Source organism: Streptomyces sp. NPDC058620, assembly GCF_042717135.1.
Classification (GTDB): Bacteria; Actinomycetota; Actinomycetes; order Streptomycetales; family Streptomycetaceae; genus Streptomyces.
The window spans coordinates 26,115-38,830 of the sequence record NZ_JBHXQO010000027.1; the positions used below are offsets into that span (position 1 = coordinate 26,115).

Consider the following 12,716-nt stretch of genomic DNA (forward strand, 5'->3'; position numbering starts at 1 on the left):
CCGACGGCTGTCCGGGGTCAGCAGGGCGAAGGGGCCGGGGCCGGCTTCGTGAGGGCGGTCAGTGCGGTCGCGGCGGCCCCGGGGGTGTTGAGCGCCTTGAACTTCGTACCGAGAATCAGGTCGACGTCCGCCGTCTTACGGGCGTCCGTCCTGTGCGCGCTGCCCGGCAGCTGCGTGCCGAGCACCGTGAACGGGCCGTCCACGGCCGCCGGGGCGCCCAGCAGCATTCCGGTGCCGGGGACCTTCTTGTCGTACGCGGCGGGGGCGTTGCCCACCTTGCCGATGGCGAAGCCGCGTTTCTTCAGTTCGTCGGCCGCGGCCTTGGCGAGCCCGCTGCGCGGGGTCGCGTTGTAGACGTTGACCTTGATGCCGGCCGGTCTGGGCAGCGCCTTCGCGGGGGCCGCCGGCTTCGACGCGGCGCACTTCTTCTTGTGGTCGGCGGCGGCCGCCTTCTTGTCGCCGCCCGTGAAGACGTCGATGAGCTGCAGCGTGCCCCAGCCGGCCAGGCCGAGGGCCACCACTGCGGCGACGGCGGCCAGGACCAGCCTGCGGCGGTGACGGGGGCGGCGCATCCGCGGGTACGCGTTGCCCGTGATGCGGTACTTTCCGCCCATGCCGGGGGGAGTGAGCATGCTCATGTGCGAAGCGTAGTGCGACCCAGTGATGATGCCTACTAAATGATCAATGGATTGCACCCACATGGGCCGGAAAGCACCCGAAAGGCCCGAAGAGGGGCACGGGGGGCGGCGGAGGGGTCAGCCGAGTTCGAGGACGCGGGCGTGCAGCACCTGGCGCTGCTGGAGCGCCGCGCGGACCGCGCGGTGCAGCCCGTCCTCGAGGTAGAGGTCGCCCTGCCACTTCACGACGTGCGCGAACAGGTCGCCGTAGAACGTGGAGTCCTCGGCGAGCAGGGTTTCGAGGTCCAGCTGACCCTTGGTGGTCACGAGCTGGTCGAGGCGGACCGGACGCGGGGCGACATCCGCCCACTGTCGGGTGCTTTCCCGGCCGTGGTCGGGATATGGCCGCCCATTTCCGATGCGCTTGAAGATCACACGGAAAGCCTACCGGGCAAGGGACTCCGGGCGCAGCCGGGGACGGGGACTGTGATGGCGGCCGAAAGCGGCAAAACCCCCGAAGACGGAGCGCTCTGCCGTGGCGGACGCGGCCGGGTTCGCCCGTATGCCGTCCCCGGCGCCGCCGCCCGGTTCCGGGGCGCCCGGCCGGGCGCCCCGGTGGCGGAGCCGATTCCCCCGAAAGGGGCCGGGAGCGGCATGCCGCGGGCGGGTGGTGCCCCGTCCGCGGCGTGCCCTTGACCGTGGCCGCCCCGGGTGCCGGGCTGCTCGGTGACGTACGCCCCGGAGTGCGGATCTACTCGGTGACGCCGTGCGCGTGGCCCTCGCGGAGGCCGCCGCCGCTGCCGGGCTCACCGGTCGTGGGCTCGTCCGGGACCGGACGGGTCAGCGAGCGCAGGTCGTGGGCGTAAGTGCCCACGGCGTTGGCGATCACGTCGATGTTCGTGTCGAACAGGCCCATGTCGACGTTGTCGATGTCGTCGCAGGCGGCGTGGTAGCAGGGGTCGTACGCGATGCCCGCCGTGCCGCCGAACTTCTCCACCTGGGCCGGGGTCTTGATGCCCTCGGCGCCGGTGTCCGTACCGCCGGACGGGATGCCGACCTCGATGAACGGGCCGTAGTCGGAGCGCCCGGTGAAGTCCGTGCCCTCGTGCGCGGTGCCCTTGCCGTCGAGGAAGTCGTTGATGTCGCGCTCCAGCTGCGCGGAACCCTCGGGGCCGGCGCCCGCGCCCACTCCGTCGGAGTTGTTGCCGTCGAACACGAACTGTCCGCCGTTCGGCGAGGCGATCATGTCGAAGTTGAGGTAGAGCGCGATCTGCTCGCGCTGCTTCTCGGTGAGCGCGGCGACGTACGCCTCCGAGCCGAGGAGGCCGTTCTCCTCCGCCGACCACCAGGCGAAGCGCACCTTGTTGGCGGGGGCGCGGTGGGTCTTGGCGAGTTCCAGCGCGACTTCGAGGAGGCCGGCCGAGCCGGAACCGTTGTCGTTGATGCCGGGGCCCTCGGTGACCGAGTCCAGGTGGGCGCCGAGCATGACGGTCTTCGCGGCGTCGCCGCCGCGGGTCTGCGCGATGACGTTGCGCGTGGTGCGCTCCTCCTGGAACTCACGGATCTCGAAGGAGACCGTCACCTCGCCCTTGGCCAGGTCGGCGGCGAGCTTCTCGCCCTCGGCCATGGTGAGTCCGCCGGTGGGTATCCTCCCCGACGCGACGTCACCGAGCGTGCCGGAGAGCACGCCCTCGACGTTGTTGTAGATGACCGCTCCGGCCGCTCCCGCGGTGGCCGCCGTGGCCTGCTTCTGGGCGAATGAGCAGCCGCCGCGCTTGATCAGCGCGATCTTGCCGGTGAAGTTCGCCGAGGCGTAGTCCGCCGCCTCGCAGCCGGTGGTGCCGTCGAGTGGAACGGCGACCAGGGCCGCCCGCACTCCGCCGACCTCGGTCGACTTCGTGTACGTCATCGCCTTGATGGCGATGTCGCGCGGGGTGGGCGAGACGACGGAGAGCTTCTCGGCGAGGGGCTCGGTGTACATGAAGTCGAAGGATTCGTACCGGACGTCGTACCCGGCCTTCCGGAGCAGCTGGTAGACGTACGCGGCGGAGGCGTCGTGGCCCAGTGAACCGGCCGCGCGGTGACCGTCCGCGGAGTCGGCGATCGCCTGGAAGCGCTGGAGATGGCGGTAGGCGTCGTCCGCGGACGAGCTCTTCACCAGCTTCCGCGCCAGCTTGGCCGCGTCCTTCGCGGGATTGTGCGAGGACTGCGCCTGGTGCGGGGACGCGCCCAGGAGGAGCGGTGTGGCCAGTGCGGTGGCGGCCACAACAGCCATGGCTCTGCGACGAGTTGCGTGCACAGGAGTCCTTCCGGTGTGAACAGATGTGCACGAAAGCTAGCGAGCGCAGTGACATCTGGGAACTGCTGTGGCCGGTTGAGGTCAGTTGTGTGGCTTGTTCGTGATCACTTCTTGGCTCCGGGTTTCCCGGACGCGCCGGTGCCCGCCGTCTTCCTCGCCTTCGCCGCCGCCTTCGCCTCCTGCTTGTGGGCACGCACCTCGGCGAGTGATTCCGGACCGGTGATGTCGGCGACCGAGCGGTGCGAGCCCGCCTCGCCGTACGGCCCCGCCGCCTCCCGCCAGCCCGTGGGCTTCACACCGAACTGCTTGCCCAGCAGCGCCAGGAAGATCTGCGCCTTCTGAGTGCCGAATCCGGGCAGCGCGTTCAGTCGTTCCAGCAGCTCGGCCCCGGTCGCGGCGTCGGCCCATACGGCGCTCGCCTCGCCGTCGTACTCCTCCACGAGGTACTGGCACAGCTGCTGTACGCGCTTGGCCATCGAGCCGGGATACCGGTGCAGCGCGGGTTTCTCGGTGAAGAGCGCGGTGAAGGCGTCCGGGTCATGGGCGGCGATCTCGTGGGCGTCCAGATCGTCGCCCCCCATCCGCTGCGCCAGGGTGTACGGGCCGGTGAACGCCCACTCCATCGGCACCTGCTGATCCAGCAGCATCCCGACGAGCGCGGCCAGCGCGCTGCGGCCGAGGAGCTCGTCCGCCTCGGGCTGCTGGGCGATCCGCAGGGTGACGTCCTTGCCGTTGTCGCTCTTGGTCATTCTTCGATGATCCTGAGAGCAGGGGCCGTCTGCGAGTCGGGTTGGTGCCGATGGCCCCGGAGGCATCCGTTCGCGCCGGGGGCCCGTGAGCCACTCGGAGCTCCAGGCGTGATGCGGTGCCGTCGTCGAGCGACGCGCGCATCCGGCGGTCGTGCGTGACGACCACCAGCGTGCCGGTGTACTGCGCCAGGGCCGCTCCGATCTCCTCGACCAGGGCGGAGCGAGGTGGTTGGCCCGCTGAGGAGCGGGAGGCCGGCCGGGGCGGTGACGAGGGCGACCAGTTCGAGCCGGCGCCGCCGCCCGGTGGAGAGTGCGCGTACGGGGGTGGTCAGGTCACTCGTACGGAACAGGCCGAGCGGGAGCGGTTCGCCGGCGAGCAAGACGTTCCGTCTCGCGGGGAGTCCGGGCCGGGCCGGGGCAGGGTCGGGTCCGGGTCGCGCCGGGTCCGCGCCGGTCAGGGCCTGCCCTGTGCCTGTTGACTTCGAGTGCACGCGAAGATCCAGACTCCCCCTCGGCGTCCGCATCCGACGGGCGCAGGAGGGGGAACTCCCATGCGTTACCGCACGATCGGCACCACCCCGGAGACCCGGCGCGAGGTCAGTGTCCTGAGCCTGGGCGCCATGCTCTTCGGCACCGCCACCGACGAGAAGACGTCCTTCGCGATCCTCGACCGGTACGTCGAGGCGGGCGGCACCTTCGTCGACACCTCCAACAACTACGCCTACTGGTTCACCGGCAGCCGCGGCGGCGAGAGCGAGAACGTGCTCGGCCGGTGGCGCCGCAGCCGTGCCGTCGGGGACGAGATCGTCGTCGCCACCAAGCTCGGCGCCAGTCCGCTCGCCGAAGGCACCGGCTACCTCGACAACGCCGAAGGGCTCTCGGCCAAGGCGGTCCGGGCCGCCGCCGAGCAGAGCCGTGAGCGCCTCGGGATGGCGAAGCTTGACCTGCTGTACGCGCACATCGAGGACTCGGCGGTCCCGCTCGAAGAGACCGTCGAGGCCCTCGCCGGCCTGGTCGCCGAGGGCACGGCCGGGCTGCTGGGCGTGAGCAACCACAGCGTGTGGAAGGTCGAACGGGCCAGGAACATCGCCGCGGCGGCCGGACTGCCCGGATACGAGGTCCTCCAGTACCACCACACGTACCTGCGGCAGCGCACCGATCTGCCGGGCCAGATCTCCGGCGGCGGCCAGGGCGTGGTCGGCGGGGACATGCTCAGCTATCTCCGCGCCGAACCGGACCTCGCGATGGTCGCCTACTCCCCGCTGCTGTCGGGCGGTTACGTGCGCACGGACAAGCCGCTGGGCCCCGAGCACGACCACCCCGGCACGCCCGCGCGGCTGGCGGCGCTGGGCGAGGTGGCGAAGGACACCGGAGCCACCGTGAACCAGGTGGTGCTGTCCTGGCTGATCGGGGGCGAGGTGCCGATGATCCCGCTGGTCGGTGCGTCATCCGTGGCGCAGCTCGACGAGAGCCTGGCCGCCGTGGACCTGGAACTGACGCCGGAACAGCGCGCGAAGCTGGACGTGACCGGCTGACCGCGGGTCCACCCGTGCGCGCGTCAGGGCGGCAGCCTGGCCGCCCGCATGCGCAGATAGCGGACCTCCGGTTCGCTCAGCGTGCGGGCGGCGGCCCGTCCGTAGGCGGCGCGTGCCCCGTCCGGATCCCCCGCCTTCTCCAGCAGATGGGCCCGCACGGCATCCAGCCGGTGGTGGCCCGCCAGCCGGTCCTCCAGCGCGTCGATCTCCGCGAGCCCCGCGCGGGGACCGTGCACCATGGCGAAGGCGACCGCCCGGCCGAGCTCGGCCATGGGGTCGGACGCGTGTCGCACGAGGACGTCGTACAGCGCCAGGATCTGCGGCCAGTCGGTGTCCTCGGCGCGCTCCGCCTCGTCGTGGAGTGCGGCGATCGCCGCCTGCACCTGGTAGGCCCCGGCGGGCCCTTCGGACAGCGCCTCGGCCACCAGGGCGGAGCCCTCCGCGATCGCGTGGCGGTCCCAGCGGGTGCGGTCCTGCTCGTCCAGCGGGATGAGTTCGCCGTGCGGTCCGGTGCGGGCCGCGCTGCGCGCCTCCGTGAGCAGCATGAGGGCGAGCAGGCCCGTCACCCGGCCCTCGCGGGGCAGGAGTGCGCGGACGGAACGAGTCAGCCGGATCGCCTCGCGGGCCAGGTCCGCACGGTGCAGATCGTGGCCCGAGGTCGCCGTATGGCCCTCGTTGAAGATCAGATAGAGCACCTGGAGCACGACGGCGAGCCGCTGGTCACGGTCCTCGGGAACCGGCTGCCGGAACGGTGTGCCCCGCACCTTCTGCTTCGCCCGGCTGATCCGCTGCGCCATGGTCGCCTCCGGCACCAGGTGGGCGCGGGCGATCTCGGCCGTCGTCAGACCGCCCACCGCACGCAGGGTGAGCGCGACCTGCGCCGCCGGGGACAGCACGGGGTGGCAGCACAGGAAGAGCAGGGTGAGGGTGTCGTCCTCGGACGGGGCGCGGCTCTCGCCGGGCGGCGGGGCCGTGAAGGCGTCCCGGGGGGTGAGCGCCGCCACCGTCTCCTCGCGCCTGCGCCGCGCCGACTCGCTGCGCAGCTGATCGGCCAGCCGGCGTGAGGCGATCCTGATGAGCCAGCCGCGCGGGTTCTCCGGCAGCCCGTCGGCCGGCCACTGCCGGGCCGCCGCGAGCAGTGCCTCCTGTACGGCGTCCTCGGCCGCGTCGAAGTGCCCGTACCGCCGTACGAGCGCGCCCAGGACCTGCGGCGCGTGCCGGCGCAGCAGGTCCTCGACCTCGGTCGTACGGCTCACACGGAACCTCTCCGGACGGAATTCAGGACGGCTCTCCCGGGCCCTCGTCGATCGGCCGGATCACCACCGGGTACACGGGCGCGCCTTCGGGCTGCGGGCATCGCACGATGCGCTCGGCGATCTCGGTGACCCTCTCCAGGCTCTCGCAGTCGAGGACCCAGTACCCGGCGAGCAGTTCCTTCGTCTCACCGTACGGCCCGTCCGTGATCACCGTCCGCCCATCGTCACCGACACCGACGAAACGTGTCTTCGCGGGTGCGGCCAGGCCCTGACCGTCCACCATCTCGCCGGTCTCCGCGAGGTCGTCGTTGATCCCCTGCATGAAGGCGAACATCGCCTGCACGTCCTTCTCGCTCCAGGCCGGGCTCTGCGGGGACGCCTTGCCGCTCATCGCGTCGTAGTCGGCCTGTGAGCCCTGAACCATCACCAGGTACTTCATGATTCCTTCTCCTCGGTCCGGGTGCCGCCCCCCGTGGGCGGCTCTCACAGGGGACGTCGGAACCGGGCGGTGAGTCTCGACACCGCGCGGAGGTATTTCCGGAATCACCCTGCCGGAATCACTCCGCGGCCGAGTGGCACCGGGTGCGGCCGGGGTGCCCGGCGGGGCCTGACAGTAGAGTTCGGCTGCGTCTTTCCCCGATCACCGAGGTACCGGCCTTGTCTTCCGCACCCTCCATACCGTCCGAACCATCCGCCCCCGAGCCCTCGCGTGCCGTGAGCGTCGTGGGGATCGGTGCCGACGGGTGGGCGGGTCTGCCGGACGCCTCCCGCACGGCGCTCCTGACGGCCGACGTCGTGATCGGCGGCGCGCGTCAGCTCGCGCTCCTCCCGGCGTCCTGCGCGGGGCAGCGCGTGCCCTGGCCCTCGCCGCTCAGGCCGGCCGTCCCCGGGCTGCTCGCCGCACACGCAGGACGCGCCGTCGCCGTCCTGGCCAGCGGTGACCCCATGTTCTACGGCATCGGCCGCACCCTCACCGAAGAGCTGGGCGCCGGAGCGCTGCACGTCCTGCCCCACCCGTCCTCCGTCTCCCACGCATGCGCCCGGCTCGGCTGGCCGCTGGAGGACACGGAGGTCGTCACGCTGGTCGGCCGCCCCGCCGCCCGGCTGTCCGCCGCCCTCCACGACGGGCGCCGGCTTCTCGTGCTGAGCGCCGGTGCCGCCTCACCCGCGGCCGTGGCCGCCCTGCTGTGCGAACAGGGCTTCGGGCCGAGCCGCATGCGGGTGCTCGAACAGCTCGGCGGGGAGCGGGAGTCCTGCGCGGAGGGGGTCGCCGAGACATGGGCGCACCCGGCGGGCGACCCGCTGAACGTCGTCGCGGTGGAGTGCCGGCGCGCACCGGACGCCCTGCGGCTCGGTGCCGTACCGGGGCTGCCCGACGAGGCGTACGAACACGACGGGCAGCTCACCAAGCGGCATGTCAGGGCCGCGACGCTCGGCGCGCTCGCGCCCGCCCCCGGTGAACTCCTCTGGGACATCGGCGGCGGCTCGGGATCGATCGCCGTCGAGTGGATGCGGACCGCTCCGTCCTGCCGGGCGATCAGCGTGGAACGCGCCCCGGAGCGGGCCGGGCGCATCGCGCGCAACGCGGACCGGCTCGGGGTCCCCGGTCTGCGGGTCGTCACCGGCCGGGCGCCCGACGTCCTCGCCGGACTCCCCGTGCCCGACGCCGTGTTCATCGGCGGCGGACTCACCGTCCCGGGCCTGCTCGACGCCTGCTGGGACGCGCTGCCCGACGGTGGCAGGCTGGTCGCCAACACGGTCACCCTGGAGTCCGAGGCGCTGCTCGCCGAGCGGTACCGGTTGCACGGTGGGGAGTTGGTGCGCCTGGCGGTGGCCCATGCCGTTCCCGTCGGCGGCTTCACCGGCTGGCGCCAGGCCATGCCCGTAACCCAGTGGTCCGTACGCAAACACTCAGGAGACAACACATGACCGTGTACTTCATCGGCGCGGGCCCGGGTGCGGCCGACCTGATCACGGTGCGCGGCGCCCGGATCCTCGCCGCGAGCCCCGTCTGTCTGTACGCGGGCAGCCTCGTGCCGCGCGAACTGCTCGACGACTGCCCTGCGGACGCGCGGCTAGTGGACACCGCGCAGCTCGACATCGAGCAGATCACGACGGAGCTGCTACGGGCCCACGCGGCGGGGCACGACGTGGCGCGGCTGCACTCGGGCGACCCGTCGGTGTTCAGCGCGGTCAACGAGCAGATGCGGCGGCTGGACGAGGCGGACGTGCCGTACGAGGTGGTGCCCGGGGTGCCGGCGTTCGCGGCGGCGGCCGCCGCGCTCAAGCGGGAACTGACCGTGCCGACGGTCGGCCAGACGGTGATCCTGACCCGGATCGCACAGCGGGCGACCGCGATGCCCAAGGGCGAGGACCTGGCGACGCTCGGGCGCAGCGGGGCGCTGATCGTGCTGCACCTGGCGGCGCGGTACGTGGACCGGGTGGTCGAGGAACTGCTGCCGCACTACGGTGCCGACTGCCCGGCGGCCGTGGTGGCGATGGCGTCGCGGCCCGACGAGCTGATCCTGCGGGGCTCGCTGGACTCCATCGCGGAGCAGGTGAAGGCGGCGGGGGTGATCCGGACGGCGGTGATCATGGTGGGCCGTACGTTGGGGGCGGAGCAGTTCCGGGACAGCCACCTGTACTCGCCGGAGCGTGACCGGCACGTGTGCTGAACCCTGGGGGCGCCGCCCCCGGACCCCCGGACCCCCGGACCCGCGGACCCGCGGTCCTCAAGCGCCGGATGGGCTGGGGGTGCTGCGGCCGGTCGCGCTCACCGGACTCCGCTGCGGCCCACCACCGTGCCCGCGCGGTCGATGCAGATGACGTCCACCACCACCGGCGCCCCCCGCAGCACGGACAGTGCCTGGTCGCGCGCCGCCACCGCGACCAGGTCGCCCAGGGGGACGCCCGCCGCCGCGCACAGCTGGAGCGCCGCCAGGCCCGTGTTCGCGGAGGCGATCCGCGCCGCCAGGGCATCGTCCGCGCCCCCCGTCCGGGCCAGCTCCGCGAGGAACGGCTTGTCGACCTGGGAGCGGGCCGAGTGCAGGTCGAGATGGCCCGCCGCCAGCTTCGACAGCTTCGCGAAGCCGCCGCACACGGTCAGCCGGTCCACCGGGTGCCTGCGTACGTACTTGAGCACCGCACCCGCGAAGTCCCCCATGTCCAGCAGGGCGATCTCCGGCAGCCCGTACTCGGCCACCACGGTCTTCTCCGAGGTCGAGCCCGTGCATCCCGCCACATGGGTGTGCCCGGCGGCCCGGGCCACGTCCACCCCGCGGCGGATCGAGTCGATCCAGGCCGAGCAGGAGTACGGCACCACGACGCCCGTCGTCCCCAGGATCGACAGGCCACCCAGGATGCCGAGGCGCGGATTCCACGTGGAACGGGCGATCTCCTCGCCGTTGTCGACGGAGACGGTGATCTCCACGTCCCCGGAGCCGCCGTGCTCCGCCGCCACCCGCACCATGTGCTCGCGCATCATCTGCCGGGGCACCGGGTTGACGGCCGGCTCCCCGACGTCGAGCGGCAGCCCGGGGAGGGTGACCGTGCCCACGCCGGGGCCGGCCCGGAACACCACCCCGGAGCCCGGTGCGGAGCGGCGCACGGTCGCCCGTACCAGCGACCCGTGCGTGACGTCCGGGTCGTCGCCCGCGTCCTTGACCACCCCGGCCATGGCGTGGCCGGCGGACAGCTCCTCCACCGCCAGGGCGAAGGACGGCGTCTGTCCCCGGGGCAGGGTGATCGTCACCGGATCGGGGAAGTCGCCGGTCAGCAGCGCCGTGTACGCGGCCGTGGCCGCTGCGGTCGCGCAGGCACCGGTCGTCCACCCGGGCCGCAGACCGGTGTGTTTGAGTTGGGCGCTGCGCCCGCCCTTCGCCTCACTGCTCATGGATGGACCATCCGATGCGTCTGCATGTACTCGTGCTCGGCGGCACGACGGAAGCCCGGCGGCTCGCCGGGGCACTGGTGGACACCCTGCCCGCCGGCACGCGGGTGACCAGTTCGCTCGCGGGCCGTGTGGCCCGTCCGGCACTCCCGCCCGGCGAGGTGCGGATCGGCGGCTTCGGCGGGGCCGCCGGGCTGGCCGAGTGGCTGCGGGCGCACCGGGTGGATGCCCTCATCGACGCCACCCATCCTTTCGCAGGGACGATCAGTTTCAACGCGGCGGAGGCCGCCGCCACGGCCCATGTTCCCCTGTTGGCGCTGCGCCGCCCAGGGTGGGTGCCCGTCGCGGGCGACCGCTGGCACCCGGCCGGCTCCCTGACCGCCGCCGCCGGGCTCCTGCCGGAACTCGGCCGTCGTGCCTTCCTCACGACGGGGCGGATGGGACTGGCCGCGTTCGCGGGGCTCGACGAGCTGTGGTTCCTGATGCGCTCGGTGGACGCCCCCGATGCGCCGCATCCCCAGCGCATGGAGGTCCTGCTCGACCGGGGGCCGTTCACCCTCGACGGGGAGCGGGAGCTGATCGGCCGCCACCGCATCGACGTCCTCGTCACCAAGGACAGCGGCGGCGCGGCGACCGCCCCCAAGCTCACCGCCGCCCGGGAGGCCGGAATCCCGGTGATCGTGGTCGGCAGGCCACCGGTCCCCGAAGGGGTCCCGGTGGCCGGTACGCCCGAGCAGGCCGTGGCCTGGCTGCGGGAGACCGTGGCGTACGAGTAGGGCCTCCCGCTCGGATCAGGCGGACGCGCCCTGGCCCTCCGGATACCGCCGTGGCGTCCAGACGATCTCCTGACCGCCTCCCCGCCGTACCCACTGGGTCTGCGAGGACCCGACGATCAGGATCGTGCGCATGTCGACCTCGTCCGGGTCGAGATCGGCCAGCCGCACCGTACGGACGCTCTCCGCCGGCCCGCCGACGTCCCGGCCCAGCACCACGGGCGTGTCCGGGGAGCGGTGTTCCAGCAGCAGGTCGCGGGCCTTGCCGACCTGCCAGGTCCGGGTGCGCGAGCCGGGGTTGTACAGCGCCATCACCAGGTCGGCCGTGGCCGCCGCGCGCAGTCGCTCGGCGATGACCTCCCACGGCTTGAGACGGTCGGACAGCGAGATGGTGGCGTAGTCGTGGCCGAGCGGGGCGCCCGCGCGGGCGGCGGCGGCGTTGGCCGCGGTCACGCCCGGCAGCACCCGCACCGCAATGTCCTTGTACAGGTCCTGCGACGCCACCTCCAGCACCGCGGTCGCCATCGCGAAGACCCCAGGGTCGCCGCCCGACACCACGGCCACGCGCCGGCCGCGCCCGGCCAGGTCGAGGGCGAACTCGGCACGCTCCGACTCGACCTTGTTGTCGGAGCCGTGGCGCGCCTGGCCCGGCCGGACCGGGACCCGGTCCAGGTACGTCGTGTAACCGACCACGTCGTCGGCGGCGGCCAGCGCCCCGCGTGTCTCGGGCGTCAGCCACAGCGGTCCGGCGGGACCCGTGCCGACGACGACGACCTCGCCGGAGCCGGCCGCGCGCTCGGGGCGCGGTGCGTCGATACGGCTCGGCAGTACCGCGACCGCGAAGTACGGCACCGAGTCCGGGTCCGTGTCCGCGAGGTCGCCGGTGCGCTCCCCGGCCATCGTCGCCCGCTCGACGTACCGCGCCTCGGGCAGCCGCCCGGACGCCTCGAAGGCGCGGCGCACGGCCGGGAACGTACGGCCCAGCTTCATCACCACCGCTGAGTCGGTGGCCGCGAGACGTGCCGTCAGCTCCTCCTCGGGCAGCGTGCCCGGCAGGATCGTCAGCACTTCCTCGCCCTCGACGAGCGGGGTGCCGAGGCGGGCGGCGGCGGCGCTGACCGAGGTGACACCGGGGATGACCTCGGTGGCGTAACGGTCCGCGAGCCGCTTGTGCATGTGCATGTAAGAGCCGTAGAAGAGCGGGTCGCCCTCGGCGAGCACGGCCACGGTGAGCCCGGCGTCGAGGTGCACCGCGAGGCGGGCCGCCGCCTCGGTGTAGAACTCCTCCAACGCGCCCCGGTAGCCGCCCGGGTGATCGGTGGTCTCCGTGGTGACGGGGTAGACCAGCGCCTCTTCGATGTGGTCGGCACGGATGTGCTCGGCCGCGATGGAACGGGCGATGGAACGGCCGTGCCGGGCGCTGTGGTACGCCACGACGTCGGCTTCGGCGATGATCTGGACGGCCCGCACGGTCATCAGCGACGGGTCGCCGGGCCCCAGGCCCACGCCGTACAGCCGGCCGGTGGTCCGTGAGCTCCGCGTGCCCTCCGCGTTCTCCGCGGTCGCGCCGCTCTCCATGCTCTGCTGGGTGCTCACAG

The 12,716-nt window shown here is 72.8% G+C and carries 12 protein-coding genes; 4 read left to right on the forward strand and 8 right to left on the reverse strand.

What is annotated here, in order from left to right:
- Window positions 1-17: 17 nt before the first annotated feature.
- The 4 genes from ACFWSK_RS23145 to ACFWSK_RS23160 form a co-directional block, all read right to left on the reverse strand.
- The gene (locus tag ACFWSK_RS23145; RefSeq protein WP_383789445.1) at window positions 18-614 is read right to left on the reverse strand and encodes a LytR C-terminal domain-containing protein; all 597 of its coding nucleotides are present in this window, start codon (window positions 612-614) and stop codon (window positions 18-20) included.
- Window positions 615-755: 141 nt separating this feature from the next.
- Window positions 756-1,052: a type II toxin-antitoxin system VapB family antitoxin gene (locus ACFWSK_RS23150; RefSeq protein ID WP_003955420.1), complete on the reverse strand. Its 297-nt coding sequence runs from the start codon at window positions 1,050-1,052 to the stop codon at window positions 756-758.
- Between the two features lie 316 nt (window positions 1,053-1,368).
- Window positions 1,369-2,892, reverse strand: coding sequence for a M28 family metallopeptidase (locus tag ACFWSK_RS23155; protein ID WP_383789448.1), 1,524 nt, complete (start codon window positions 2,890-2,892; stop codon window positions 1,369-1,371).
- 128 nt (window positions 2,893-3,020) lie between these two features.
- Window positions 3,021-3,665 carry an HhH-GPD-type base excision DNA repair protein gene (locus ACFWSK_RS23160; protein WP_383789319.1) on the reverse strand — a complete coding sequence of 215 codons (645 nt, stop codon included), beginning with the start codon at window positions 3,663-3,665 and terminating at the stop codon, window positions 3,021-3,023.
- Between the two features lie 551 nt (window positions 3,666-4,216).
- Between ACFWSK_RS23160 and ACFWSK_RS23165 the strand changes: the two genes are divergently transcribed.
- Entirely contained in the window at window positions 4,217-5,200 is a 984-nt protein-coding gene (locus tag ACFWSK_RS23165) for an aldo/keto reductase (RefSeq protein ID WP_383789322.1), read from the forward strand.
- A 23-nt stretch (window positions 5,201-5,223) separates the two neighbouring features.
- Here the strand turns inward: ACFWSK_RS23165 and ACFWSK_RS23170 are convergent, their stop codons facing one another.
- Together ACFWSK_RS23170 and ACFWSK_RS23175 are read right to left on the reverse strand one after the other, a co-directional pair.
- Window positions 5,224-6,456, reverse strand: coding sequence for an RNA polymerase sigma factor (locus ACFWSK_RS23170; RefSeq protein WP_383789324.1), 1,233 nt, complete (start codon window positions 6,454-6,456; stop codon window positions 5,224-5,226).
- Between the two features lie 22 nt (window positions 6,457-6,478).
- On the reverse strand, window positions 6,479-6,895 hold the full coding sequence (locus ACFWSK_RS23175; protein WP_383789327.1) for a YciI family protein: 417 nt from the start codon (window positions 6,893-6,895) through the stop codon (window positions 6,479-6,481).
- 218 nt (window positions 6,896-7,113) lie between these two features.
- Between ACFWSK_RS23175 and cbiE the strand changes: the two genes are divergently transcribed.
- Together cbiE and cobM are read left to right on the forward strand one after the other, a co-directional pair.
- On the forward strand, window positions 7,114-8,385 hold the full coding sequence (gene cbiE, locus ACFWSK_RS23180; RefSeq protein WP_383789330.1) for a precorrin-6y C5,15-methyltransferase (decarboxylating) subunit CbiE: 1,272 nt from the start codon (window positions 7,114-7,116) through the stop codon (window positions 8,383-8,385).
- The gene (gene cobM / locus ACFWSK_RS23185) at window positions 8,382-9,131 is read left to right on the forward strand and encodes a precorrin-4 C(11)-methyltransferase (RefSeq protein WP_383789333.1); all 750 of its coding nucleotides are present in this window, start codon (window positions 8,382-8,384) and stop codon (window positions 9,129-9,131) included. Before cbiE ends, cobM begins: the two co-directional genes overlap by 4 nt.
- Window positions 9,132-9,229: 98 nt before the next feature.
- Here cobM and ACFWSK_RS23190 read toward each other — a convergent pair whose 3' ends face one another.
- A complete protein-coding gene (locus ACFWSK_RS23190; RefSeq protein ID WP_383789336.1) occupies window positions 9,230-10,348 on the reverse strand; it encodes a cobalt-precorrin-5B (C(1))-methyltransferase in 1,119 nt (372 codons plus the stop codon).
- Between the two features lie 20 nt (window positions 10,349-10,368).
- Between ACFWSK_RS23190 and ACFWSK_RS23195 the strand changes: the two genes are divergently transcribed.
- Window positions 10,369-11,121, forward strand: coding sequence for a cobalt-precorrin-6A reductase (locus ACFWSK_RS23195; protein WP_383789451.1), 753 nt, complete (start codon window positions 10,369-10,371; stop codon window positions 11,119-11,121).
- 15 nt (window positions 11,122-11,136) lie between these two features.
- On the opposite strand, the gene ACFWSK_RS23200 is transcribed toward ACFWSK_RS23195, so the two are convergent.
- Entirely contained in the window at window positions 11,137-12,696 is a 1,560-nt protein-coding gene (locus ACFWSK_RS23200) for a precorrin-2 C(20)-methyltransferase (RefSeq protein ID WP_383789454.1), read from the reverse strand.
- Between the last annotated feature and the right edge of the window lie 20 nt (window positions 12,697-12,716).

Bases quoted from the DNA above. Each gene is read 5' to 3' on its own strand.
- ACFWSK_RS23145 (WP_383789445.1), bottom strand. From the start codon at position 614: ATGGGCGGAAAGTACCGCATCACGGGCAACGCGTACCCGCGGATGCGC.
- ACFWSK_RS23155 (WP_383789448.1), bottom strand. From the start codon at position 2,892: ATGGCTGTTGTGGCCGCCACCGCACTGGCCACACCGCTCCTCCTGGGC.
- ACFWSK_RS23160 (WP_383789319.1), bottom strand. From the start codon at position 3,665: ATGACCAAGAGCGACAACGGCAAGGACGTCACCCTGCGGATCGCCCAG.
- ACFWSK_RS23165 (WP_383789322.1), top strand. From the start codon at position 4,217: ATGCGTTACCGCACGATCGGCACCACCCCGGAGACCCGGCGCGAGGTC.
- ACFWSK_RS23175 (WP_383789327.1), bottom strand. From the start codon at position 6,895: ATGAAGTACCTGGTGATGGTTCAGGGCTCACAGGCCGACTACGACGCG.
- cobM (WP_383789333.1), top strand. From the start codon at position 8,382: ATGACCGTGTACTTCATCGGCGCGGGCCCGGGTGCGGCCGACCTGATC.
- ACFWSK_RS23190 (WP_383789336.1), bottom strand. From the start codon at position 10,348: ATGAGCAGTGAGGCGAAGGGCGGGCGCAGCGCCCAACTCAAACACACC.
- ACFWSK_RS23200 (WP_383789454.1), bottom strand. From the start codon at position 12,696: ATGGAGAGCGGCGCGACCGCGGAGAACGCGGAGGGCACGCGGAGCTCA.